Here is a 21706-nt window from a genome sequence, read left to right as displayed (position 1 = left end):
TACGGCTAATCGTTGTTGCTTAACAATGACGGCCTTGTTGACAATCACCTGATTAATCAACGCTTAGGGAGTTTACATGACTGATGCTGCCACGGTGGATCTTCACTATCTTGAAATGGAGAGTGAAGCAGCTCCCGATGCGACACCGCTTGTGGTGATTCATGGCCTAATGGGCAGTGCCGACAACTGGCGCTCACATTTGAAAGTCTGGCAGCGTTCGCGCCGCGTCATTGCCGTAGATTTACGTAACCATGGCCGTTCACCGCATAGCGATGATATGCGCTATGCCACGATGGCCCAGGATGTACTGGCACTGCTCGATAGTCTCTCTATTACTCAGGCACACGTGCTTGGCCACTCCATGGGCGGTAAAGTTGCTATTAGCCTTGCAAGGCTGGCGCCCCAGCGCGTAGTGACGCTGACAATAGGCGATATCGCCCCGGTCGTTTATCAGCATGGCCATGATGATATTTTTGCGGCCCTTAAGCGTGTTAGAGAAGGCCGGCCTAAAAATCGCCGTGAAGCCGATGAGCTGCTGGCTGAACACGTTGATTCGCGATCTACACGCCTGTTTCTGGCGACCAATTTAGCGCGTACCGAAGAGAGCGAGTTGGGACTGCGTATAGGGCTGGATGAGATTCAGCGAGGGTATGACGATATTATTGATCTGCCTGCTGGAGAGGCCCCTTATGAAGGCCCGACGCTCGTGCTTCGCGGCGCCCAGTCGCACTATGTGACGGACGATATGCTGCCTGCCTTGCGTGAGATGATGCCCCAGGCGCGCATTGTAACGCTCAAAAATGCGGGTCACTGGCTTCACGCGGAGCAGCCTGAGGCGTTTCAGCAAGCCGTTGAGGCCTTTTTGGAACACCATGAGCGCTAGGGGCTGTTTGAATGCCTGCACTTAGCAGGTCTTAATGACAAGCCCGTGTTGCGCGGGGGCGCGCAAGAATCGATTTAAAATACGATAGCTATCTATATCAAAAGCGGGCGTCGCTTGGCTTGGGAGCTCTTTGCTGAATTGCTGCGCTTTTTTAAGCGTATCGGTGCAGCCTAAATAGCACCAATGGTCGACAACGTGCCATGCACTTTTAGCCCCCACTGCGTGTTTTTCCTGAACAATAATACGGCTCGGCCAGGGCCATGCGTGGACCTGTAGCTGCGCCAACGCATGCTGAGCACGCTGGGTATGCGCCGCCAGCGTTTCGTTGCCCTCACAAGCTCCGCCGCATTTACCTAACTGGCGGGCAAAACAGCGGCCTTTACCCTTGGTAATGCCCAATACTTGCGGGCAAAGCTTATGCGCTTCCGCCACTGCGCGCAGCGTATCTTTGGCATCCCTGACGCTACGGAAAAGCCCGTAAAGCGCTCCCTGTATAGGTTGGTTTACTGTATCGCCGTTCATTAATATTGGGCAGTCTGCGCCTACCGGCCAGTGCCACGTGGTGAGCTTTCGTTGCCTGCGTAACTGGCGGTTCATAATCGGCATCATCGACTTTACCAACTGCGCTTCACGCAGCTGAGCACCAAAATCGCCCGCGGTTTCTTCCCATTCAATATGGTGAATCTGCTGAGCAAGCCGCATTGCTTTATTGTCTTGATGATCTCGCTGAAAATGACTCAGCACACGACGACGTAAATTCACACTTTTGCCGACATACAAGGGCAGGCGGTTATGCCCATAAAAGAGATAAACGCCAGGAGATTCGGGTAATCCCTCTAATTGCTGGCTATCCAGGTGGGCCGGTAGCGTCCGATGGCGCTGCTCATCTGCGAGCGCGCTTTCCCACGCTTCACCGCTATAATGCTCTTGCCATATCTGCCAGAGTGCCCAAAGCGCGTTGACATCATCACCCGCTCGATGCATACGGGGAGTCGTAATTGCATGACGTTTCAGCAAGGCTTTTAAATTATGCTGTCGCTCCAGCGGCGCAAGCCGACGTGATAGGCGCAGCGTGCAAATAACAGGTGCCTTGTAATCCTTGCCCGCATGTTTAAAGGCATTGCGCAGGAAGCTGTAATCAAAGCGTGCATTATGAGCGACTAACTGATGTTGATCGCCAAGCCAAGCGTGTAGCGAATCGGCGATGTCGTCAAAGCACGGCGCATCCGTCACCATATCATCATCAATGCCCGTTAGCTGGCTGATATGGGTAGGTATTTTGATGCCAGGGTTAATCAAACAAGACCAACGATCTATGGGTTGCCCGTTAATCACTTTAAGCGCCGCAATCTCGGTAATACGGTCCCGTGTTGCACGAGTACCGGTGGTTTCCAAGTCGATAAATATCAGCGGCGCTTCCCTCATGGTCGTCGTTACAGGACGAGTTACCGTGCCTGTCATAGCGCTCCCGGGTTAAAGAGTGTAAGGGTCAACGGCCAAACGTGATGTGGGCAGTTCAGCGTCTATTAGTCCTTGCTGTAAAAGATACGTTTCAAACGTTGCATAGCGGCGTGCGTTCAAGGTAGCAGGGCTTAATGCGATCCGGCGCAGAATATCCGGCCAAGCGTTGGCATTGGTTGCATTATCAAGAATGGGGTGAGCACTAATCAGCGTTTCCCAAGCGGACTCCGGATTTTCCACCATCCAGTTGCTGGCTTCTTCTAGCGCCACCAAAAAACGTGACCACGTATCGGCTTTTTTGACTAATGAGTTGCTATTGGCCACTACAATTAGGCCATCATGGCGAGGAATGCCCAGCTCGCTATAGTGCACGGTATGGGTGGCAATGCCGTTTGAGGCTAATTGCTCAGGCAGGAAATGATAAAAGCCATCAGCAATGGCATCCACGCTCTCTTCAGTAAACGCATTGACCACATTAAAATGAACGCTTTGAGGCGCTAAAAATGTATCGGTTTGGCGTACGGAGCGCGGCACGAGCTTGGGAACCAGCAAGTTGGCACCTTCTCGGGTGTTGTAGCCATAATGAAGCCCGGCCAAGTGCGTCGCATTTTCCGGTTGAGCCTCGCCAGTGACAATGACGGCGTTAAGAGGCGTTTCAATCAGTGTCGCAATGCGTGTGATGGGAACATCTTCGTGGGCAAGTAGATGAAGCAATGGCTGGCGCGTTAACGCTAAATCCACTTCTCCCGCCGTCAGCAGTTTTATGGCGATCGCAGGGTCCGCCGGTGTTTGAAGCTCCACTTCCAGCCCCTGTGCGCTAAATAGGTCTCTCGTTTGCGCAATGACCAAGGCCGCATGCTGAGGGCTAAGATACCAGTCCAGCATTAAACGTACGCTTTTCAATGGCGGCGGCTCAAGCGGAGCCGGAGGTGCCAGTGCCGTAGTGGGCACTTCATCAACAACATCACTGTCAACTGATGGCCACAGCATGTCAGGAATCATAATGTCACTTTCAAGAGAAAGCGGTGTCTGATCCTTCTTCGGTGTGTCTTGTTCTGCATAAGCTAATGAATATGCGAAAAATAAACAAAAAATCACTATCAAAAAACGTAAGTGCCTATAACCAGAAAGGCAACGTGACATAATCATAACTCCTGATATCGAGATGGCGGAGTTTATCCCTGACAAACGGTGCGTGACTAGCCTTGAACGCGTTGGCCTCCTGAGTTCGCACAGTAAATGTAACGGTAGCATGCAATAATAGTGTGGCATTGATGTAGAGACGGAGAGACATGGACGGAATTTACACCTTCTTTTTAATTGGTGGTTCTCTAATGGCACTGAGCATTTTGGCGAGCCGACTCTCGTCAATGGTTGGTGTGCCACTTCTGCTCATCTTCCTGGGACTAGGTATGCTGGCAGGGGAGGAAGGCGTTCTTGGCGTTGCCTTTGACGACTACTCAATGGCGTTTACAATTGGCCACTTGGCACTGGCCATGATACTGCTTGATGGCGGTTTACGTACGCGCCTTAAAACATTCCGGGTAGGTTTTAAGCCGGCACTTTCGCTGGCGACTTTCGGGGTTTTTATCACCAGTGCGGTCGTGGGCATGATCGCTATGTGGGTGTTTGATTTAACGCTGGTGCAAGGGTTGTTGGTGGGCGCTATTGTGGGCTCTACCGATGCTGCCGCCGTTTTCTCAATGCTCAGTGGTCGTGGCGTGAATCTCAACGAGCGGGTAGGTGCAACGCTTGAGATCGAATCGGGTACCAACGACCCCATGGCGATCTTTCTGACCTTAATGCTGGTAGAGCTTTTGGTTGGTGATATGGGAGGGGTATTTGAAACCCTTACCTTCTTTGTTTCCCAATTTGGTATTGGCTTGGTTGTCGGTATTGGCGGCGGTTGGTTAAGTGCCAAGCTGCTCCGCTCGCTCGATTTAGCGCCCGGCCTTTATGCCATGCTGGCATTGGCGCTGGGCTTTAGCGTTTTTGGGCTTACCAGTGTGCTGGGAGGCAGCGGCTTTTTGGCAATTTACCTGGCAGGCCTGATGATCGGTAACCAGCCTGGCCGCCATCTTAACTTTATTCTTCCTGTGCACGATGGCCTGGCGTGGTTAAGCCAGATTGGTCTCTTTCTTGTCCTTGGACTTCTTGTTACACCCAGTGAGCTATGGAATGTTGCGTTGCCTGCAAGTTTGGTAGCGTTGGCGCTTATCTTTATTGCCCGCCCTTTGGCGGTACTAATTACCATTAAGCCATTCTTTAAATTTCGCTGGCGTGAAACTTTTTTTATCGCATGGGTAGGGTTAAGAGGGGCAGTGCCCATCGTGCTGGCTATTTTCCCCGTCATTGGAGGGGTTGAAAATGCGTCGCTTTACTTTAACGTCGCCTTTGCGGTTGTGTTGTTGTCCCTATTGATACAAGGCGGCTCGCTCACGCTGGCAGCCCGATTATTAAAAGTAGAAGTGCCGGTAGGTACAACGCCTAACCGCCGTGGACCGCTGGGGATTTTGCCAGATAACGACTTTGAGATGTTTGTTTATGTTGTCGAAAACCGGGACCTCGAAGATGTGCCCATTCGGCTGTTACGCTTCCCATCGGGTGCGCTGATTTCAGCGCTGTTTCGTAATCACACCATGCTTCATCCCAAGGGCAGCACACGGCTAAAATTAGAGGATGTCATCTGTGTGATAGGACGCACAGAAGATCTTTCCGCGCTAAACCGCTTATTCAATGGTGATGCTGGCCTCAAGCATGAGCGTGCGTTCTTCGGTACCTTCACGCTAGAGGGCGACGCACTCATGCAGGACGTTGCTCAAGCATATGGCTTAACGCTAAGCCCGGGTGAGCATAGTATGACCCTTGCCGAGTTCGTCGCACTGCGCGTGGGTGGGCATCCTGTAGTGGGTGATGATGTAGATTGGCATGGTATTCACTGGGTCGTCAGCGAAATGGAAAAAGGCAAGATTACCCGTGTAGGCCTGCGATTGTATTAATTGGGCTAGAAGGTGTTGACTTCCAAGGGAATGCTGCTATTATACGCACCCATAAGCCGGAGGGATGGCAGAGCGGTTGAATGCACCGGTCTTGAAAACCGGCATAGGTTAATAGCCTATCCAGGGTTCGAATCCCTGTCCCTCCGCCACCTCGATTCTAAAGCCCCGTTTTTACGGGGCTTTTTTCGATTCTAGGCCCTTCGTTTCCTGCCAAGCATGCTTTCTATTGAATGCACCGGTCTTTCATTGTGCTGGGATTGTGTTAGAGGTTCCTGCACAGTCTCTGCTGGCGTACTGCCTACTGTGCGATTTCCTAGCTGGTTTACTGCATCCCTTGCACGGTGCGGCGCCAAGTGCGCGTACTTCTCTGTCATCTTCACAGTGGAGTGCCCGAGCACCTCTTTCACGTCCAGTAGCGGCACGCCTTCGCTGACCATCCAGCTTGCACACGTGTGGCGCAAGTCGTGGATCCTGAAGTTCGTAATACGCGCAAGGCTGCACGCGCTCTTGAAGCCTTCCCGAAGGTTACCCAACCTTTCACCATCGGACTTCGCGAACACCCATTCGCTTTGCGGGCAGTGGTTGGCTACCCACACCCAGCGGCGCTTGAGTGCCGCGATTGCTTCATCATTAAGCGGGACCGACCTCCGCTTTGCACTCTTGTTGTCTTCTCCTTCCAGGTGAAGTAGTGCACTATTGAAGTCGACGCGTGACCAGGTCATCTTGAGCAGTTCATTCATGCGGGCGCCGGTATTGAGGCCTAATAGAATGAAGTCTGATAAACGCTCTCCGTTGCGCTGTGTTTTAGCTGCCGCTACTAGCCTGTCTGCTTCTGAGTGAGTTAACCAACGCACGCGCCCCTCTGGCTCTTTGAGCATCCTGCCTCTAACAGGATTGCTCATGGGCCACTCTAATTGCTCAATCGCGTGATTGATCATTGCACTCAAGATCGATAGCTCCCGGTTAATAGTTGCTGGCTTAACACCATCCATCTGCCTGGCTGAAATAAACCCTCGAATATCCTTTCCTGCAAGCTCTTCCATGATCTGGTCTGGCCCAAAATGATCATAGAGTCGACCAACACGGCGCTGAATATCCTCAACAGTTCGCTTTTGCTGGCTAGCTAAAAGAAACTCGCTGGCCACTTCGGCGAAGCCGTGGGTAGGAAGCCGACCCCAGGCTTCCTGCTGATACAGTTCTGAACGCCACTTTGATTCCAGTGCTTTTGCTTCCCGATAGTCTACCGTCCCAGTAGAGCGTCTAATCGGCGCACCGCCTCCCGGCGGGGATATGTGTGTCCACCAATACGGTGAACCTTTACGTTTGTGGGGCATGGTGCTTCTCCTTGTACCACGCCGGGCGCATGGTTAGTTTGCGTCGCTGCGCAGTTTGCGTCCAGCTTTTGGCGCAGACGTTCGGCGTGAATCATGCGGCGCTTACCCATCTGCACAACGGGCAGGGTGCCGTCATCCATCCAGCGGTAGACGGTAGCAACGGACACGCTGAGCGCCTTGGATGCTTCTTTTGGGGTGTAGGTAAGCACATCCATATCAGTCTCCCGTATACCGCTGGCCACCGGGGCCAAAGCCTTGGCCCTCGCGCCACGCCTGCTCATTACGCGCCGTGCTTTCGCTTAAGGCTTGCTGGCGCTCTTTTTCGAGAAGCGCCAGCACCGCTGGGTTGTCTGCGATGCGCCGCAGATTTAGCAGCTCTTCCAGCTGTCGCTGAATGATGCCTCCGGCAATGCTGGCAACGTCCCACATTTCAGAAGGGCGTTCGCTGCTATCCAGTACTTTTCCCAAGCCGTAGCAGTGCCCGCACGGGTTCGCCGCGTTGCCTTTTATGTGGTCGGTGCCGGTGCCCAAGCACACCGTGCAATCATCGGGGGTAATTTCTCGCCAGTTTTGCTCCCAATCTTCGGGATTGGTGTAGCTGCGCACATCGCGGTCTATATCGTGATAGATCACCTGCACCCAGCCCTCGCTAGCGCCACCGCCATGGATGCGCTCGATCTCAGCAAACTTTCCACCATTTGTGCGGTGAGTGTGGGTGGGCTGGGTCATTGCTGGGCCTCGGCTTGCTTGCGTAGGGTTGCTTGATAGGCCAGTAGGTCCGGCAGCCTATCTTTGCGTTCTGCGTAATCACCAAAGCCTTCAAGTTTCATTTTGGCATCGCGGTGGGCTAGGCTAACTCTGGGTGATTCCTGCATTGCGGTCCGGCCTAGCTCCTGCAAGTTCTGAATAGTCCAGCCGTTCTTTTTGGAATAGGCAGCTGAGGCGAGTGTGTTTAGCCGCTCCACATGCGCCGCCAGCGCGTCGCGCTCATGCATCAACTTAGCGTTCATCCTTATCTGCGCTTCATTCTGCTGACTTAATTGGGCGTTGCTGTCAGCCAGCGCATTGCGTTCGGCTTTCAACCCCTCTGCGTGGATTGAGGCGGTCGCGCCTGATGCGATACGGCTCATTTCCCGCCAGAACCCACCAGCGTTGTAGTTACTCAGGTCCCGCAATAAAAGCTTTAGCTTTCCACGTGCGTAGTTGTGATCGATGCTCACTGCGCACCTCCCACCATTTTGCTGACCTCAGCAATATGGTTAAGCGGGCGCATAAGCCCGCGCGAATTAGCCGCGAGAACCGCTTCTTTACGCTCCGCTGCTGCCTGCGCTCGAGCGCGTTGCTCGGCGTTGTAGCGTCGAATATCGAACGGCTCTACCAGTTCATCGCCGCGTTTGCCCTCGGCGTGACGGCGGGACAGGGTCGATACGCTGAGTTGGTGGCGCTTGGCTAGCTCGCTGAGCGTGACGCTTTCACCCGTGGCGGGGTCGGTGGCGTAGATGGCAGTCATGCGGGCACCTGTTCTAGTTCGTCGCGATGCAGTTTCTCAATATCCACGACGGTCATGCCGACGCGGTGAGCTACGTGCAGTTCAAGGTGAGCGCCTTTCGAGGCTTCCCAGCCAGGCAGTAGGGCTATCGTGTCGCAGGTGAGCATCTGGATCAGGTCGGCTTTTAGCCAGTGATGCCATTCATCTCCTTCGCTGGGTACCGGCGTTTCGGCGGGGTTAACCACTTCATACCCCAGGGCGCGCAACTGGTTGGTTCCAAAATGGAACGCAGCATGATTGAGGCCCGGCAGTCCCGTCATGGGGCCGCTGATATAGATGCGTTTCATTCGGCTGGCTCCTGCTCGGCGCCGTCGTCTGCGGCTTCATCCAGCACTGGCTGTTCATACTCCATCAGATCGCACAGTTCAGTGACGACGCCCACCATGCCTTCCACTTCACGCATGACGTTCATGCGCCAATCATGAATGCCATCGACTTCACCGCCGTTTTCGTCGGGCTCTTGTGGTGCGAAGTCGATTCCTTTGAAGCGGAATTGGTGGGTAAGGCGGAAGGTCATTGCGGCGGGCGGGTAGCTCATGCCGATTTCTTCTACCTCGAAGCCGTCCGCCAGCTGTGCCAACACCTCGTCGTTTTCGGCTAGCCAGGTGCCTTTGTAGGTGATTACCTCTATGGGCTCACCGGGTGCGAGCTGGCGGCGAATGCGAGCCATGTCGTCGGCTTCCAATTGGCCGAAGGGGCGTACTTCATCACCTAACTCAGCAGCGATAAGCTGGCGCAGGCGGGTGGTAACGCCGTTTTTCACGCCGCTAATGTGGATCGTGACGGTTTGAATCTTCCCGGCAAGTTTGACCAGGGTACCCATCAAGCGGCTGACATCACCGGGTGACGTGGTATCGATAAACAGGAACTCGCTTTCGACGTGATAGAAAGCGCGAATGTACTTCGTTTTGACGAACGCTTTTTTGCAGATCTCCATACTTACGTCGGCGTTGAGTTGGTCGCGCTCTTCATCGTCGAGTAGGTCGCCGCGCTCTGTCTCCAGTTCAGTTACCCGCTTGAATACCGCTTCAGCAATGGTGCCTTTGGGGATGATCTTCTCTTCGCAGCGCAGGCACAGCGCAAAGCCAGAGGGAAACTCGGCTACCATTTCCTCGGCTAATGCCGGTACAAAGGCGTCGCGCCGGAATTCAGTCTCTGCAATCTCACCCCGCTCAGCGGCGGCCAGCTGCTGGCGCAGTAGGGCGATTTCAGGGAGGCGGGCTTTCAGTACAATGGCGTTTTTTAGGATGGTCATGTCTGATTCCTCAGTGATCGCGCTTGGGCGGCTGGTCGGTTTTCGCTGGCGCTGGCTTAAAAATTTGGTCGAACTGTTCTTCAAAGGTCATGGCTGGTCTCACATCCCGGCGTACATATATCGGTGCTCTTCATCGGCGGCGTAGTTGGGGTTGTGGTAGCACCACTCGCTGCGGATGCGGTGGGGGTAGTGGTACCCATCGCAGTAACACGTCTTGTTTCGCCAGCCGCACCCATCTGCCCACTTGTCGATTCGGAGGGAGTCGAACGCACCGCAGCTTTTGCAGCGGATCCTGCGCTGGTATTCGTCCGGATGTTTCGCTTTCACCTGGCGGGCACCGCATGAGCGGCACCTGCAACGACGGCGACGACTGCCCACCGTTATGGCTTGGCCAAGTGCGTTGCGAGCAAACATAAGGCCTCCTAAAACTGAACAATCTGTTGAATGGGCGCCGTCTCTGGCATCGCTAGCCGTGCTGGCGCTCGGTAGTCGTCGTCGATCGCAGGGCCAGCAGGGCGCATGCCTGGGCAGCTTTCTTCGGCGATGCCGCGATAGTCGGGCTGGCCGGTGCGCTCGCTAAGGGGCACGCCGCGATGTTCTTCAAAGGCCCACACGGCCGCGTCGGTGCAGTACTCGGTTAGCCATTCTTCGTGGTCCTGCGCATCGCTTTTGGAGAGGTGGCCCATGACCAGCACGGCGGCTACCAGGGCGCCTGCCCATAGAGTTTTGGATTGCTGAATGCTCATTGCGCACCCCCGAGGAAATCACGAGCATCCGCGATGATTTTTTCCAGTTCATCCAGCGTTCTATTGGTAGCCATCAGCGGGAGCGGGTAGGTGGAATGAAACGAGCCCATGTCGCTGTGGATGTCGACATAAGCGGCATCTGAAAGCACGCGGATAGCGGCTGTGCCGGTATTGTTGGCGTTGACGTCCATCGCCAAGTCGACCAGATCATGAATACGGTTTCGCACCAGCTGCGCGGTGGTTCTCTCTACGATGTTCATGCGTACACACTCCCCACATCACGGCGTGACACGGTGCGGCTAGTGCTAACGCGGGTTTGTGTGCGTGCCGGGGCGCGGTGGCGCATGCCTTCGGCGTCGGGGTTAATGCCGCTGATGAGTAGGGCGAGCACGACCGGGGCGATCCAGCCGCGGCGCATGGCTTCGGCTACGGCAGCGGTAGCTCGGTAAGCCCCTAGTTGCCAGTAAAGCGCTTCTGCCACGGTGCGAACTGAAGCGGGGGATACGCCGCGAAGCTTGGCGATTTCCTTCTGGGTTAAGCCGGCGGCAAGCCCTGCAGCTACTTGCGCTTGCACGATTGTTGGTAAGCCGCTTTTGCGGGCGCCGTATCGGCAACGCCAGCCTGCGAAGGTTACGTGTTGTATGGTTGATGACTGCATTGATGTGATCCCCGACGTAATTCGTTATGCGTTAAATATGAACCAATGGTTGTTTTAAGTCAACAACCAATAGTTGTTGTTTGGGCCAGCAATTACGAACCTCGAAAAGTGGCTTGGCCGTGACGGGGGAGAGGGGGATGGGTTAGAACATCAGGCACAAAAAAACCGCCCCGAAAGGCGGTTCTTGTAGATCGTTAGACGTGGGAGCTGTATCAGCAGTGCTGGTGTTGCTCAACCTCAAGTCGTTTTAGCACTTCATTTTGGCGTTCAATCGCTTGATCGAGCACCTTTGTGTATACGCGCTTCTTCTCACTGGAAGATGCTGAACGCATAAAGGTTGAAAAAGCAGTGCTTTCACTCTTCGCTTTTGGAGGGAGTCCGAACATAATGCTCACCTATGTGTATGAGTTCCCTGTGAAGGGATGCAGGAGTGTACTTTTCAGGCAAATACCCGTCAACTTCACTGATGTTCTGTTTTGTGGCTTTCAAGCTGTTGTCATTGTTTTTTATTAATAAATCAACGTTTATTTTCTTTTGAAAATTTTGTTTCAAGGTGTTCACAACACGTCGTGAGCTGAAATATTGCTCGATGAAGCTTTCAAGCGGTATTCGCCGTCCTTCTATATGCTCTCGCGCTAGCGCAAACTTCCAAGCAAGTTTGGGCTCTTGGTAAACGTATAGTATCTGCACAAAGCGGTTCCGTTTGATAGAGCGCTCAATGTTCTTCTTTGCAATATCGTAGTTAGCCAAGGTTCCGTCAAGCAAGAAACTTTGTTTTTGATCAAGTGCCGTGTCGTGGATTTTATCCACCAGAATGGAGACAGCGAACTGAAAAAGCCATGAATTGTTGCCAGTGTAGCCGGGTAATTCACATCTGAGCTCGTCAGGGTCAATTCTTAGTACATCTTGACCATGCTGCAATTTGAAAGTTTCCAGTAGGGCCAATGATGATTCAGTTTTTCCAGCACCCGGTGACCCAGCCATAAAGACAGACACCGGTTCCTTTTCAGGAAAGTAGATTGACTTGCTCGTGAGACGCTTGGCGATGCTTTTTTTATTGCGGCGTGCAAAGGTAATAGCGTTATCGCGAATTTGGTCCTCAGTCACGCAATCACCTCAAATATATTCAAGCCGCACCTCGCTTACTCCACCATTGAGTGGTTTGTTCAGCCAGCCCAGCGGTGGAGTCATCACGTAGTACCGTAATGCCTGAGCGCTCAAAGCGTTCTAGTCTGCGGTAGATCGCTTTTTCCACCTGCTCGCGCTCTTTGATCGTTAGGCCGCTCTTGTCATTCGGTATAAGTACTGACATGGCCGCTTGTCGCTGACTATTGCTAGCGACCAATGAGAGGTCGGCGCCCGCTTGCAGAATATTGTTTTCTACCACCATCGGGCTTTTGTACCACGCTGAGATCACTGAACCCACGGCAGAGCTGGACAGTAGGGGTACCTCAACATCAATGGTTTTCCCATTGCTCAGCGGAAGGCGTAGCGGTTGATCCTGTATCACGCGGCTGGCGCTAAAGCCCAAACGCTCTTTCATCAGTTCAATGACGCTTGTGCACACTTTGCTTGATGAACGATAACGGAATTGAGACGGCGCTTGATTCTTGCGCGGCCTAGCGAGGGTGACCACATCTTCAAAGAAGGCATCGACAATACTTTCTGCGTCTTCACCTTGGGCGAAAAGAGAAGGGCCCAGGCGAATGGTGTCGCTCAAGCAATCAGGCAGATCCCCTTTCGTGGAGATCAAGCAGGCTTCAATGTCCATTAGCAGGTGTTGAAGATGCGACTGATTGATGCGCGTGTCATACAGGCACTTTAGTCGCTCAAATGAGTCCAGCATGCGCACTTCAACATGAGATCCATGAGCGAAGACGACACCAACATTTAAAAACTCACATGCCGTGTCATCCAGGCACATGCTAATTGGCCGCCAGTTACCAGAGACGGTGGGGCTTTCCTCAGCAGTTAATGTTTCTTTTAGTCGAGCTGCCAAATTCATGCTATTAGGCCTATTGCCTTGCGATAATGCCCTGGGTCTAAGCGCTGCTCTAAAAAGTCGAGCACGCAATCTATCTCGTCACCCGGCAGGGAGAGGTCAGACAGTGCCTTTCTAACCTTATCTTGTCCAGTATCGCTGAATGATATGTGGAATCCATTATAGGCCAATGCGCGCTTACTCATGTTGGGTAATTTTCGATTCCAACCGGGCTCGCCTAGCTCGGCCCAACTGGCCATCTGGTTACCGGCTTGGCGATGCATGAGGAATCGCAACGCTTGTGACTGCCAGCCCCGAGACATGAATAGTCGGCCATGGTCAATGAGCGCTACAGAGGCAGTGCTGGCGCTTAGCACGTTACCCGGGTTGCGGTCTGTATTCAGTGTCCACTCGTCAAAAGAGACAAGCTTAGGCAGTTCTTCGCGCGCTAGGAGGTCTTTAGCAATGCGAGCTTTTAGGCGATCTTCAAAATCTTGGCTGGTGACCCCTGTCGTGTGCTGTACAACCAAATCTGGATAGCATAGGTCTTCGCTAAACCATGCAATGAATTCTGACTGGGGTGCCCCGGCTGTTTCTGCATCAGCCTGTGCAAGTACATTAGGGGGGATTTGTTGCCGATTCAGAAGGATAACGCCCGCTACATTGGCCACTTTAAAGCCACAAGCACGGGCCAGCACATAGCCAATGGCTTCGCTGTAGGCCTCGCGGTTATCGACGACTGCGCCATGCTCCACGACCTTGTCTGGCAGCAGCTTGATGAAGCACCGGCGGCTTTCACCTTCAGCCTGGATGCGCGCCTTGAAGATCGGGTTAATCCCCTCCCGCTTCGGGCTCGGTAGCTGCCCCTGCAGGGCGGTTCCTTTCAGCAGATAAATCATTGTTCCCCAGTTTTGCCTTTAGCCGCTCTTGATTGCTCTGGCGGCGTTCGTATGTTTTTTCGGCAGGTCGAGCGGCAATTCGATTTGCGATCTGCTCGAGCAGTATTAGGTCATCTTCTGTTAATCGGCCATCTTGGGCGGCTTGAGCAATGTTATTCAGCATGCGTAAGGAGCGAGGCGATGCAAGTTGCGCGAGTTCTTGAGCATGCTCCTCAACACGGTACGGCTCGCTGGAAGCTGCCCCCCGGCGCATAGGCTCACGCCCATACTCGAGCCATTCCTCTCGAACATTTAGCCAATGGCAAATCTTCTGAAGGTTCTCAGGCGTTGGCATGCTCTCGCCTTTCAGCCACTTCCCGGCTGCATTAGCAGATTTGCCTGTTAGCTCATGCAGGCGCACGGCCGCCCCACGAATCGGCTGACCCGATTCGGTCATTGCTTTCCTTAGTCTATCTGCAAAAGCAGACCGTAACTTTTCATTAGTAACCATCGGTTCATTATGCGCTTTCCTTGCGAGAACTTTCAGTTGTGTTTTAATATCAACCATTGGTTCGTTTTTGGAGAGTGCAATGAGCAATGTTGGATTGGCTGTTGAACAGCTAGGAGGCCCCTCTGCTGTTTCAATCATCTGCAATGTCACCCCTCAGGCAGTTCGTAAGTGGGTTAACCGAGGGCGTTTGCCACGCACCGAGTACACCGGCGAAACCCAGCATGCCCAGCGGATGGCTAGCGCTAGTGGTGGGGCATTCACTGCTGAGTGGTTGTTGGAGCATGCCGCACCCTCTGCAATTGAGGTTCAGCTTAGCTCAGACGAACCAACGGTTACGCCATCGTGAACGCGGTGATTTTCCATACAGGTATTTGTGAGGTGAGGGTATGAGCAAGTTGCTAACGGATGACACGCTGGCGCAGCCCATGCCATCCACGCATTTCTTTCCAGATTCGCGCTCGGGCTTTCCCAGCGCTGCGCACATGCTTGATAGCCGCGTGTGGTTTGAAGAAGGAAAGGGGCAGGCGCTGGAATTACGCTTTGCCTGCCGTCCGCAAACAGTTGAGTACCTGTGTTTCTGTATGGGTAATGGCTACTTGTTGTTTAAGCAGATCGATGTGATCAAGAACCGATCAGTGTTTTCAGCCATTCAATGGAGCGCGGAGCCCCCTCAAGGCCTAGGCGAATCAGTTGGTTGGCTAGGCGCTGGTGGCCCTCTTTCGAAAGCGCCTGAAGCTGCTGGCGCAGGAGGTTCTTCTCTTGCCTAGTTGCATCCGTCATTTCGATTTGAGCGGTGACCAGTGCTTGAATAGTCTCGGCTTCAAGCCTAATGGTCACCACGCCCAGCTCAGACGTGAGACCGCCATCTTCGCTGACATAATCCAGGCCAGCGCTAGTGATGGTGATTTCGCCATAGCTATCGATGTCTCCCATTCGCTTTCTAGCCAAGCCTGTAACAAGCCCATGGTCTACCAGGTAGGTGATGTTGGCGTTAGCAGTGCTTTTACCAAGCGCTTGATTCCACTGGTCAGCCTCGCGGGCATCTGGGTAGGTTTCTGCCGCCGCCTCCAGCATTTCAATCCATATCTTTTTATCCGGTTTAGCCACGTCGCTTGCCTTCTGTTAGTGGGTGGTGTCGCAACTGCCACTTTAGCGGGTGACGGCGTGGCTTTCTATTTGTGGGGGGCGCCATGAGCATAACTGCAGCCATGCTCCCGGCACTGCTCGGCCGTCCTGTTGCCTATCAGGCGGTGTTTACCCGCTTGCCGGGCGTAACAGTGCAGGGTGCTATCTTTCTGAGCCAGGCGCTTTTCCTGACCAATACGCCTACCGCTTCCAAGCGTGATGGATGGTTCTGGAAAGAGCAGCAGGGCGAGCACGATAGCTGGGAATCTGAAACCGGTATGAGCGCCAAACAGCAAGTGACTGCACGTAAGCAATTGACCCAGATCGGCGTACTTGAAGAAGTCCGAAAGGGCGTTCCGGCAAAGACATGGTATCGGGTTAATAGTGAGGCGTTGGCTGCTCAATTAGCGCTGGCGCTGAGTAACGAAGAAACCGAGAAACCGCCTGAATCCCCCGCCACTGCTCAGAATCTCCCAGACGGAGAATCTGAAAACGCCCAACCGGAGAATCAAGAGTCGCCAGAAGGGAGTGCACAGAACCGCCCAAACGGAGTTTTCTTACAGAGACTACAACAGAGAGTAACCCCCTCTCTCTCTGGCGCGGGCGAGCCTCAATCCACCGTTTTCGAGCGTGCTGCCCAGCAGACCGACGATGGCGAACCCGCTACCGATGCCGCACCACGCAAAACGGCCATGCACCTTGGCTGGGAGCCTGAGCCAGAGACCTACCGCGTTTCCTGCCTGCAGCGTGGCCTGTCAGCCGATGCCAACGTGCACGATGCGCTGATCGACTTCCGCGAACACTTCGCCGCCAGACCTCAGCAAACCCTGACCCACGCCGATTGGACCCGCCGCTTTGCGCGCTGGGTTTCCGAAAACACCAAGCGCCAGCAAGCCCAGCAAACCAACGTCGCCACTTCCGGAGGCCACCATGCATCACGCCGCAACAGCACTCCAAAACGCCGTCTTACCGCTCAGGAAGCGCGAGCAGCCGCTGGACGGCGCGCGCCAGAGCCGTCAGGGCAAACGTTCGACGGCGAGTGGTCCAACGCTAACGGCTGGTGACGTGGACAACCTGTTCAACGTCATGGGCGAGCTGTTTGGCAACAAGTTCAGCAGCCAGTGGGGTGCGTTCGATGAGACTGGCGCGTGGTGGGCAGAGCTGCAGCACGTCACGCCCGGGCAGCTGGCAATCGGCTTGCGTCGTGTGCGCCAGCAGATTCAGGACGCAGCCCGCCAGAGTGACGAGGTGTGGCCACCGATGCCCGTTGCGTTCGCCGCCCTGTGCCAGCCCAAGCCGGAAGATATGGGCCTGCCGGGTGAAGCCGATGCGTGGCGCGAAGTAACCGCCAATGCTCACCAGCCCCAGCGCCATCAGTGGAGCCACGAGGCCGTGCGCATGGCTGGGGCTGCCGTTGGTTGGTGGGAGCTGACCCACGGTGGCGGTGAGTCCCGCGCTAGCCGTATGGAAAGCCGTTTCCGGAAAGAGTATGGCGCGCTGGTTAATCGCGTGATGAGCGGCGAGCAGCTGCAGGCCCGCACGCTGATCGGCCACGACAGCCAGTTAAACCGCGCAGAACTCGCAGAGCGCGCCAGCCGTGAAGCTGCCCAGCAACGTGCCGAGGCGGCGGGTATGCCGGACCGTATGAATTCAGAACAAGGGCTGCGCTCACTGCGTGCCGCTTTGGGAGGACGTTAATCATGAATACCGCATTTCAACCGAGCGGCAATGAAGTGAAACAGGCCGCGTTCAGCGATCACCGGCGCAGCGGCAAGTTGAGCGTATCGCGTAGCCTGGTGCTTTCCAGCTTGGCAGGCGGGCCGCGCACGCGTAATGAGCTGGCAGCACGCACGGGATTGCCGCTAGCCAGCATTTGCGGCCGTTGCCGTGAGCTGCTGGACCTTGGATACATCGACGTAGTGGGCCTGACGGCGGATACCCCGGCACGGCAAATGCTGGCGCTGAGCGATTCGGGCCGGGCGCTGGTGCTGCAGGCTGTTGAGTCGTTGAAGGGCAAGGAGGGTGCTAGCGATGCTTAAACAGGCATACATACAGCCCAAGTGCCCAGAGTGTAACTATCGCAAGCCGCCATCGGAATTTCGTGACCCAGGCACCCATGAGCAGCTAGCCGCGTGCAAGCACTGCATGCGTCGTATTCAGCGCGGGAGGGCACGGGCATGACAGCTGTTAAGCAGTGGACCCACGCTGATCTTTGCACCATCGCTGTTAAGTGGCTCAAGCGCGCAAACAGCAACAATGGCCACGGCTGTCATGTGGCGGTTAGTGAGGTGCGCTCAGGCTGGACGGGTGAGATACCCGACGCAATCGGCTTTAGGCAATCAGGCTATGCGCCGAGCGATGGCTCGGTAGTGGTTGAGGTAAAGGTCAGCCGTAGCGATTTTTTGGCGGACAAGAAGAAGCCGCACCGCATTGATGGTGGCCTAGGCAACTGGCGTTACTACATGTGCCCTGAGGGGATGATCCAGCCGGAAGAGTTGCCAGAAGGCTGGGGGCTGCTGTGGGTCAATTCACGTGGCCACGTAAAGCCGAAGGCGGGTTTCGCTGGTGCGTTGGCAGATTCAAAGAACTATCACAATCATCAGGAAGCTCTGGCTAGCTATCGGCATGAAAGCGACTGGCTTGGTGAGCAATTCATTTTGGTGAAGCTGTACTCACGAATTGGTGACGCAGAGGAGCTTAATCAGAAGATGCGCGAAGCATGGGCAGAGCAAAGCCGCCTTTCTAAGCGAGTGAATACCCAGAACGAGACAATACGGAGGCTTGAGAGAGAGTTGCGTATGGCACGGCGGGGCAACCCCTCTGCGATAGCCGAGCTGACGGCCAGCCTTGGAGGCGCTAATGCTTAATCAATCTATAAAAGGCGGCCCACACGCCCGGCGCGCTGCGATGCTGTGCCAGAACAAGCGCTTTTGGCTCTACCTCGACCAGCGGCGCCGCCGTGTGCATCAAGTGCCTTATGACACGATGCCCGACGGCACCCACGCCCAAGTGGATTGCGAGGACTGGCTGCGTGAGGCGTGCGGTATTGAGAGCCGCGCTGAGATCGATCACAACGACGAAGCGCGGGCCATGCTTGACAGGATTATGGCGGATTACAGCAAGTGGGAGCGTAAGCAGCTCCAGCGGGGGAACGCATGAAACTACCTATCCAAAAGCCCCGTAGGCCGCGTGCGCTTACCAAAAGCGGCGCACCCCGGGCAAAGCCGGTCGATTGGGAAGGGCAGGAGCAAGCGGTATTAATGCGCTGGCTGCATGGGGAGAAAATGCGAGGTCAGTCGGTAGGTGAGTTATACGACTCGACTTATCACGTTCCCAATGGTGGGCAGCGTAACAAGAAAACGGCTTCTGACCTCAAACGACAGGGTGTACGCGCAGGAGTGAGTGACTTACCCGTAAGGCAAGCACGTGGCGGTTGGCATGGTCTCTTCTTGGAGTTCAAAGCCACACCCCCACGTGATGCAGCGCTGGCGCCTAGCCAATTCGAATGGCTGGAAGGCAGCGAGTATGAAGGCTACTGCGCGGTGCTGGCGCGTGGGTTAGATGAAGCCAAAGCGGTGTTGCGTGAGTATGCGAGCTGGCCACGTACTGAAGTGGTGGGGCAGCGGCAGGTAATGAATAGCGGTAGTGAGTGGAGAAAGGGCGAATGAGCGCAGCACTACAACACACAGGGGGCGCAATGCGCGATTATCGGAATATGGGCATCCAGCGGTTGCGAGAGCTGGCGCGCGCGACACACCCCGAGCACGATCCGGACGCTACCCGGACATTCGTTGATCGCGTGCTCGATATGGAGGCCGAGCGGGTAACGTGGCACATGCACGAGAACGAGGGGTTCCAGCCATTCAGCCCTACGGCGACGCTGGGGCAGCAGCCAGGGGGCGGCACCGCGGCGGCCGAGCCGTTGGCGATCGCGTACGAGCGAGGACAGCGGTTGAGCGCCGGGCATGAGTTCGCGCGGGCGTGGCTGGCTGGCGCTCGGCAACGGCCCCGGGCGCGGCTGGCGGTGCTGATCCGCGCAGCGAAGCTTCACCCGATGCCGACCCAGCAAGCGGCGCCCTGGGCGAAGCCCTACGATTTTATCGCCCAGCACCTGCCCATCTACTCGCGCATGCTGCAAATGGGGTCGCTATCGGTGATGGGGGATATTGTGCCGACGGTAGTGGCGACCGATCGCCGGGGCGTGAAGCACATGGTGCCGAACAAGCAGCGGGGCGATGCGATATTCAAAAACGGACAGGCGATCAAGGACGCGGCCACCGCTGGAAGAGTAGAGCTGCTTCTACTGGCGCAAGTTTAAAGAGTCTTCGAAAAATACTTGAAAGGTACTACCCAAGGTAGTACCTTTAGAGGTGTGAGGCGAACAAAGCCCACGCCCTGAGCGAACTGGCCCATTTCGGGCGCAGAACCAAGGAGACACACCATGACCAATCTCGAACTCTGCCGCGCAGCCATGTACCACCAACTAGGTCAGCGCACCAAGTTGAGCGCGTCGGGCTACAACGTCATTTTTGCTGAAGGCTACCGACTCAACGACCGGGCTGACCTGAGCGAGGGCATTCCCGAGCGGGCCGAGGCTCAGCTGAAGTTCGCGGGTATCGACCCCAGCCTCGTCACCCAGGAGCAGCTTGAAGCCTACCAAACGTGGCAGGCCGATCGGGATCGCGAGCACTCCCTGAATGGCGCCTGCATCCTCGTCACTGGTAAACGTCGCCCCGAGAGGGGGAGCCGCATGTGGAACGAGGTGATACTCAAGGATGGCCGAGGAGAGGAGCTCGCCTGCCACGTTATTAAGTGCCTGGAAGAGTGGGATAGCGAGGCTCGCAATCACGGCGGGGGTATTGGAGGCTTTCGGGCGATACCCAACGCTAACGCCATCAACGAGGCGATCGCGAAGATACAGCGCGAGTTCCCCGATTACGCCGACGCGCCCATCCAGCGATAACGCATACTGCCCCGGCTCCGAGCCGGGGCTTTCGAATGGAGCCTATACATGGCTGAGAACCGCAAAGCCAAACGCCCAAGCATCTATCTAAGCCCGCCGCTTCAGCACGTGGCCGGCAATCTGCGGGATGGCCAAAGCCTGAGCCAGCGTCTCGCAACTGTCGCCGAGCGCTACCAGCTCATTTGCAAACAAACGCCAGAGCTCACCGATCGCGAGCTCGAGATTCTCGGCTCCGCCCTTTCCGGATCTCACGTCGAACCGCTATTGATCAAACACCTGGACGACGAGATCGAGGACAGTGATGCAGGTGAGCCTGCTCAACGGCGCGAGCTCGCCGAACGATTGCGTGGCATGAGCATTGCCGAGCGCATCGCGCTGATCGAATCGCTCGGTTACTAGAAATGGGCCGATCGATTTTCCAACGCTGGAGACGGCGGAGTATCACCGTCGAGTCGTTCGCGGAGCAGTATCTCGAGCAAGTCCGCAGTGAGAACCTCAAACCGAAAACATTTTCGAATCGTCGGACCCACGTATACCACCTCACGCACCATATCGGCGCGATGCCCATTCGCGACGTCCGGCCGTCCGATGTGCTGCGGGCAATTACCGCCATCATGGACTCAGGTCGAGGGTCTACGGCGCGAAGTGTGCGATGGGAAGCCGAGTCGCTATTTCGCGCCGCGATCTACGAGAGGATCATCGACTTGAATCCCGTGATTCCAGTCAAACCGCCAAGAGTGCCGGTAGGACGATCTCGAATCACGTTCGAAGAGTGGCAAACGATCTACGCTTGGTCAGAATCCAATGCGCTTCCGTGGGAATCATACCTGCTGTTGCTGGCACTCGTGACCGGGCAGCGACGCTCTGACCTCGTCAGGATGCGAACATCGCACATCGTTAATGGCCATCTACGCGTGGAGCAGCAGAAAACCGGGGCGCGTATCGAGTTACCGCTGTCTCTACGGCTCGACGCGCTCAGCATTACACTCGAGGAGACCATTCGACGCGCAGACGATTATCGGCGCCCAGGTGATCTACTGCTACGCCGCCGCGATGACGTTCCGTTCTGTCCCAAAGGATTGTCGCCCTCGTTTCAGAAAGCGCGCCAAGCTGTTTATGACGACTCGCGTTGGGCACCCAAAACGCCGCCCACACTACACGAGATTCGATCGCTGTCTGAGCGCCTGTACCGCGCTCAGGGTATCAACACGCAGAACCTACTCGGGCACAAGAATCAGTCGATGACCGATCAGTACAACAACGATCGCGGCCGAAGCGCTGGTGAGTGGAAGCGGCTGGAGCTGTAACGTCGCCCTACCACCCACCACCCACCACCTGTCTCTAATACACACCTCCCCTCACA

General features: G+C 55.4%; 30 protein-coding genes and 1 tRNA gene. 14 read left to right on the top strand and 17 right to left on the bottom strand.

The window, feature by feature from the left end; translation table 11 throughout:
• The first annotated feature begins 76 nt into the window (after positions 1–76).
• A complete protein-coding gene (locus CZ787_RS16790; protein ID WP_087111362.1) occupies positions 77–883 on the top strand; it encodes an alpha/beta fold hydrolase in 807 nt (268 codons plus the stop codon).
• A gap of 21 nt (positions 884–904) precedes the next feature.
• Here CZ787_RS16790 and CZ787_RS16785 read toward each other — a convergent pair whose 3' ends face one another.
• Together CZ787_RS16785 and CZ787_RS16780 are read right to left on the bottom strand one after the other, a co-directional pair.
• Complete coding sequence (locus tag CZ787_RS16785) at positions 905–2308, bottom strand: exonuclease domain-containing protein (protein WP_087111509.1); 1404 nt, start codon at positions 2306–2308, stop codon at positions 905–907.
• Positions 2309–2356: 48 nt separating this feature from the next.
• Positions 2357–3334 (bottom strand): ABC transporter substrate-binding protein, encoded by a 978-nt coding sequence (locus CZ787_RS16780; RefSeq protein ID WP_254908644.1) that lies wholly within the window; start codon positions 3332–3334, stop codon positions 2357–2359.
• Positions 3335–3636: 302 nt separating this feature from the next.
• On the opposite strand from CZ787_RS16780, the gene CZ787_RS16775 reads away from it, so the two are divergent.
• Together CZ787_RS16775 and CZ787_RS16770 are read left to right on the top strand one after the other, a co-directional pair.
• Positions 3637–5343 (top strand): potassium/proton antiporter, encoded by a 1707-nt coding sequence (locus CZ787_RS16775; protein ID WP_087111358.1) that lies wholly within the window; start codon positions 3637–3639, stop codon positions 5341–5343.
• Between the two features lie 58 nt (positions 5344–5401).
• Positions 5402–5492 (top strand) — tRNA-Ser (locus tag CZ787_RS16770).
• 42 nt (positions 5493–5534) lie between these two features.
• Here the strand turns inward: CZ787_RS16770 and CZ787_RS16765 are convergent.
• The 14 genes from CZ787_RS16765 to CZ787_RS16700 form a co-directional block, all read right to left on the bottom strand.
• Positions 5535–6677 (bottom strand): tyrosine-type recombinase/integrase, encoded by a 1143-nt coding sequence (locus CZ787_RS16765; protein WP_087111356.1) that lies wholly within the window; start codon positions 6675–6677, stop codon positions 5535–5537.
• Positions 6584–6892: a helix-turn-helix domain-containing protein gene (locus CZ787_RS16760; RefSeq protein WP_176372248.1), complete on the bottom strand. Its 309-nt coding sequence runs from the start codon at positions 6890–6892 to the stop codon at positions 6584–6586. The genes CZ787_RS16765 and CZ787_RS16760 overlap by 94 nt, the downstream gene beginning before the upstream one ends.
• 1 nt (position 6893) lies before the next feature.
• Positions 6894–7406, bottom strand: a complete 513-nt coding sequence (locus tag CZ787_RS16755) for a hypothetical protein (RefSeq protein ID WP_087111352.1) — start codon at positions 7404–7406, stop codon at positions 6894–6896.
• Positions 7403–7897 (bottom strand): hypothetical protein, encoded by a 495-nt coding sequence (locus tag CZ787_RS16750; protein WP_087111350.1) that lies wholly within the window; start codon positions 7895–7897, stop codon positions 7403–7405. The genes CZ787_RS16755 and CZ787_RS16750 overlap by 4 nt, the downstream gene beginning before the upstream one ends.
• On the bottom strand, positions 7894–8187 hold the full coding sequence (locus CZ787_RS16745; protein WP_087111348.1) for a hypothetical protein: 294 nt from the start codon (positions 8185–8187) through the stop codon (positions 7894–7896). Before CZ787_RS16745 ends, CZ787_RS16750 begins: the two co-directional genes overlap by 4 nt.
• Positions 8184–8513: a DUF4406 domain-containing protein gene (locus CZ787_RS16740; RefSeq protein ID WP_087111346.1), complete on the bottom strand. Its 330-nt coding sequence runs from the start codon at positions 8511–8513 to the stop codon at positions 8184–8186. Before CZ787_RS16740 ends, CZ787_RS16745 begins: the two co-directional genes overlap by 4 nt.
• The gene (gene rdgC / locus CZ787_RS16735; RefSeq protein ID WP_087111343.1) at positions 8510–9481 is read right to left on the bottom strand and encodes a recombination-associated protein RdgC; all 972 of its coding nucleotides are present in this window, start codon (positions 9479–9481) and stop codon (positions 8510–8512) included. Before rdgC ends, CZ787_RS16740 begins: the two co-directional genes overlap by 4 nt.
• Before the next feature lie 422 nt (positions 9482–9903).
• Complete coding sequence (locus CZ787_RS16730; protein ID WP_087111342.1) at positions 9904–10227, bottom strand: hypothetical protein; 324 nt, start codon at positions 10225–10227, stop codon at positions 9904–9906.
• Positions 10224–10487 (bottom strand): hypothetical protein, encoded by a 264-nt coding sequence (locus CZ787_RS16725; RefSeq protein ID WP_087111340.1) that lies wholly within the window; start codon positions 10485–10487, stop codon positions 10224–10226. The genes CZ787_RS16730 and CZ787_RS16725 overlap by 4 nt, the downstream gene beginning before the upstream one ends.
• On the bottom strand, positions 10484–10885 hold the full coding sequence (locus tag CZ787_RS16720; protein ID WP_087111339.1) for a response regulator transcription factor: 402 nt from the start codon (positions 10883–10885) through the stop codon (positions 10484–10486). Before CZ787_RS16720 ends, CZ787_RS16725 begins: the two co-directional genes overlap by 4 nt.
• Positions 10886–11239: 354 nt before the next feature.
• Positions 11240–11992: a zeta toxin family protein gene (locus CZ787_RS16715; RefSeq protein WP_087111337.1), complete on the bottom strand. Its 753-nt coding sequence runs from the start codon at positions 11990–11992 to the stop codon at positions 11240–11242.
• A 19-nt stretch (positions 11993–12011) separates the two neighbouring features.
• Positions 12012–12890: a hypothetical protein gene (locus tag CZ787_RS16710; protein WP_087111335.1), complete on the bottom strand. Its 879-nt coding sequence runs from the start codon at positions 12888–12890 to the stop codon at positions 12012–12014.
• Positions 12887–13765: a hypothetical protein gene (locus tag CZ787_RS16705; protein ID WP_087111333.1), complete on the bottom strand. Its 879-nt coding sequence runs from the start codon at positions 13763–13765 to the stop codon at positions 12887–12889. Before CZ787_RS16705 ends, CZ787_RS16710 begins: the two co-directional genes overlap by 4 nt.
• Positions 13698–14312: a helix-turn-helix domain-containing protein gene (locus CZ787_RS16700; RefSeq protein WP_176372247.1), complete on the bottom strand. Its 615-nt coding sequence runs from the start codon at positions 14310–14312 to the stop codon at positions 13698–13700. Before CZ787_RS16700 ends, CZ787_RS16705 begins: the two co-directional genes overlap by 68 nt.
• A 22-nt stretch (positions 14313–14334) precedes the next feature.
• On the opposite strand from CZ787_RS16700, the gene CZ787_RS16695 reads away from it, so the two are divergent.
• The gene (locus CZ787_RS16695; protein ID WP_087111329.1) at positions 14335–14601 is read left to right on the top strand and encodes a hypothetical protein; all 267 of its coding nucleotides are present in this window, start codon (positions 14335–14337) and stop codon (positions 14599–14601) included.
• A 275-nt stretch (positions 14602–14876) separates the two neighbouring features.
• Here CZ787_RS16695 and CZ787_RS16690 read toward each other — a convergent pair whose 3' ends face one another.
• Positions 14877–15362, bottom strand: a complete 486-nt coding sequence (locus CZ787_RS16690; protein WP_087111327.1) for a hypothetical protein — start codon at positions 15360–15362, stop codon at positions 14877–14879.
• Positions 15363–15445: 83 nt separating this feature from the next.
• Here CZ787_RS16690 and CZ787_RS16685 point away from each other — a divergent pair, with 83 nt between their 5' ends.
• The 10 genes from CZ787_RS16685 to CZ787_RS16640 all read left to right on the top strand — a co-directional run bounded on the left by CZ787_RS16685 (position 15446) and on the right by CZ787_RS16640 (position 21650).
• On the top strand, positions 15446–16444 hold the full coding sequence (locus CZ787_RS16685) for a DnaT-like ssDNA-binding domain-containing protein (protein WP_140399004.1): 999 nt from the start codon (positions 15446–15448) through the stop codon (positions 16442–16444).
• A 22-nt stretch (positions 16445–16466) separates the two neighbouring features.
• On the top strand, positions 16467–17078 hold the full coding sequence (locus CZ787_RS19160; RefSeq protein ID WP_254908645.1) for a replication protein P: 612 nt from the start codon (positions 16467–16469) through the stop codon (positions 17076–17078).
• Between the two features lie 2 nt (positions 17079–17080).
• Complete coding sequence (locus CZ787_RS16675) at positions 17081–17419, top strand: hypothetical protein (RefSeq protein WP_087111320.1); 339 nt, start codon at positions 17081–17083, stop codon at positions 17417–17419.
• Between the two features lie 138 nt (positions 17420–17557).
• Positions 17558–18247 carry an adenylosuccinate synthase gene (locus CZ787_RS16670; RefSeq protein WP_087111318.1) on the top strand — a complete coding sequence of 230 codons (690 nt, stop codon included), beginning with the start codon at positions 17558–17560 and terminating at the stop codon, positions 18245–18247.
• Positions 18240–18539 carry a hypothetical protein gene (locus CZ787_RS16665; RefSeq protein WP_087111316.1) on the top strand — a complete coding sequence of 100 codons (300 nt, stop codon included), beginning with the start codon at positions 18240–18242 and terminating at the stop codon, positions 18537–18539. The genes CZ787_RS16670 and CZ787_RS16665 overlap by 8 nt, the downstream gene beginning before the upstream one ends.
• Positions 18536–19048, top strand: a complete 513-nt coding sequence (locus tag CZ787_RS16660; RefSeq protein WP_087111314.1) for a VRR-NUC domain-containing protein — start codon at positions 18536–18538, stop codon at positions 19046–19048. Before CZ787_RS16665 ends, CZ787_RS16660 begins: the two co-directional genes overlap by 4 nt.
• 29 nt (positions 19049–19077) lie before the next feature.
• A complete protein-coding gene (locus CZ787_RS16655) occupies positions 19078–19698 on the top strand; it encodes a hypothetical protein (protein ID WP_140399003.1) in 621 nt (206 codons plus the stop codon).
• 123 nt (positions 19699–19821) lie between these two features.
• Positions 19822–20343 (top strand): hypothetical protein, encoded by a 522-nt coding sequence (locus tag CZ787_RS16650; protein ID WP_087111310.1) that lies wholly within the window; start codon positions 19822–19824, stop codon positions 20341–20343.
• A gap of 48 nt (positions 20344–20391) precedes the next feature.
• Entirely contained in the window at positions 20392–20742 is a 351-nt protein-coding gene (locus tag CZ787_RS16645) for a hypothetical protein (protein WP_087111308.1), read from the top strand.
• Between the two features lie 2 nt (positions 20743–20744).
• The gene (locus tag CZ787_RS16640; protein ID WP_087111306.1) at positions 20745–21650 is read left to right on the top strand and encodes a tyrosine-type recombinase/integrase; all 906 of its coding nucleotides are present in this window, start codon (positions 20745–20747) and stop codon (positions 21648–21650) included.
• Positions 21651–21706 lie beyond the last annotated feature (56 nt).

Source organism: Halomonas citrativorans (genome assembly GCF_900163645.1).
In the GTDB taxonomy this organism is placed as follows: Bacteria; Pseudomonadota; Gammaproteobacteria; order Pseudomonadales; family Halomonadaceae; genus Vreelandella; species Vreelandella citrativorans.
Note: the sequence above shows the minus strand (reverse complement) of the source record. Positions and strands in the feature narration are given on the sequence as shown.

Coding starts and splice junctions, on each gene's coding strand:
- CZ787_RS16790 (WP_087111362.1), top strand. CDS start 77: ATGACTGATGCTGCCACGGTGGATCTTCACTATCTTGAAATGGAGAGT.
- CZ787_RS16785 (WP_087111509.1), bottom strand. CDS start 2,308: ATGAGGGAAGCGCCGCTGATATTTATCGACTTGGAAACCACCGGTACT.
- CZ787_RS16780 (WP_254908644.1), bottom strand. CDS start 3,334: ATGCTGTGGCCATCAGTTGACAGTGATGTTGTTGATGAAGTGCCCACT.
- CZ787_RS16775 (WP_087111358.1), top strand. CDS start 3,637: ATGGACGGAATTTACACCTTCTTTTTAATTGGTGGTTCTCTAATGGCA.
- CZ787_RS16765 (WP_087111356.1), bottom strand. CDS start 6,677: ATGCCCCACAAACGTAAAGGTTCACCGTATTGGTGGACACACATATCC.
- CZ787_RS16760 (WP_176372248.1), bottom strand. CDS start 6,892: ATGGATGTGCTTACCTACACCCCAAAAGAAGCATCCAAGGCGCTCAGC.
- CZ787_RS16755 (WP_087111352.1), bottom strand. CDS start 7,406: ATGACCCAGCCCACCCACACTCACCGCACAAATGGTGGAAAGTTTGCT.
- CZ787_RS16745 (WP_087111348.1), bottom strand. CDS start 8,187: ATGACTGCCATCTACGCCACCGACCCCGCCACGGGTGAAAGCGTCACG.
- CZ787_RS16740 (WP_087111346.1), bottom strand. CDS start 8,513: ATGAAACGCATCTATATCAGCGGCCCCATGACGGGACTGCCGGGCCTC.
- rdgC (WP_087111343.1), bottom strand. CDS start 9,481: ATGACCATCCTAAAAAACGCCATTGTACTGAAAGCCCGCCTCCCTGAA.
- CZ787_RS16730 (WP_087111342.1), bottom strand. CDS start 10,227: ATGAGCATTCAGCAATCCAAAACTCTATGGGCAGGCGCCCTGGTAGCC.
- CZ787_RS16725 (WP_087111340.1), bottom strand. CDS start 10,487: ATGAACATCGTAGAGAGAACCACCGCGCAGCTGGTGCGAAACCGTATT.
- CZ787_RS16720 (WP_087111339.1), bottom strand. CDS start 10,885: ATGCAGTCATCAACCATACAACACGTAACCTTCGCAGGCTGGCGTTGC.
- CZ787_RS16710 (WP_087111335.1), bottom strand. CDS start 12,890: ATGAATTTGGCAGCTCGACTAAAAGAAACATTAACTGCTGAGGAAAGC.
- CZ787_RS16705 (WP_087111333.1), bottom strand. CDS start 13,765: ATGATTTATCTGCTGAAAGGAACCGCCCTGCAGGGGCAGCTACCGAGC.
- CZ787_RS16700 (WP_176372247.1), bottom strand. CDS start 14,312: ATGGTTGATATTAAAACACAACTGAAAGTTCTCGCAAGGAAAGCGCAT.
- CZ787_RS16695 (WP_087111329.1), top strand. CDS start 14,335: ATGAGCAATGTTGGATTGGCTGTTGAACAGCTAGGAGGCCCCTCTGCT.
- CZ787_RS16685 (WP_140399004.1), top strand. CDS start 15,446: ATGAGCATAACTGCAGCCATGCTCCCGGCACTGCTCGGCCGTCCTGTT.
- CZ787_RS19160 (WP_254908645.1), top strand. CDS start 16,467: ATGGGCGAGCTGTTTGGCAACAAGTTCAGCAGCCAGTGGGGTGCGTTC.
- CZ787_RS16675 (WP_087111320.1), top strand. CDS start 17,081: ATGAATACCGCATTTCAACCGAGCGGCAATGAAGTGAAACAGGCCGCG.
- CZ787_RS16670 (WP_087111318.1), top strand. CDS start 17,558: ATGACAGCTGTTAAGCAGTGGACCCACGCTGATCTTTGCACCATCGCT.
- CZ787_RS16665 (WP_087111316.1), top strand. CDS start 18,240: ATGCTTAATCAATCTATAAAAGGCGGCCCACACGCCCGGCGCGCTGCG.
- CZ787_RS16660 (WP_087111314.1), top strand. CDS start 18,536: ATGAAACTACCTATCCAAAAGCCCCGTAGGCCGCGTGCGCTTACCAAA.
- CZ787_RS16655 (WP_140399003.1), top strand. CDS start 19,078: ATGCGCGATTATCGGAATATGGGCATCCAGCGGTTGCGAGAGCTGGCG.
- CZ787_RS16650 (WP_087111310.1), top strand. CDS start 19,822: ATGACCAATCTCGAACTCTGCCGCGCAGCCATGTACCACCAACTAGGT.
- CZ787_RS16645 (WP_087111308.1), top strand. CDS start 20,392: ATGGCTGAGAACCGCAAAGCCAAACGCCCAAGCATCTATCTAAGCCCG.
- CZ787_RS16640 (WP_087111306.1), top strand. CDS start 20,745: ATGGGCCGATCGATTTTCCAACGCTGGAGACGGCGGAGTATCACCGTC.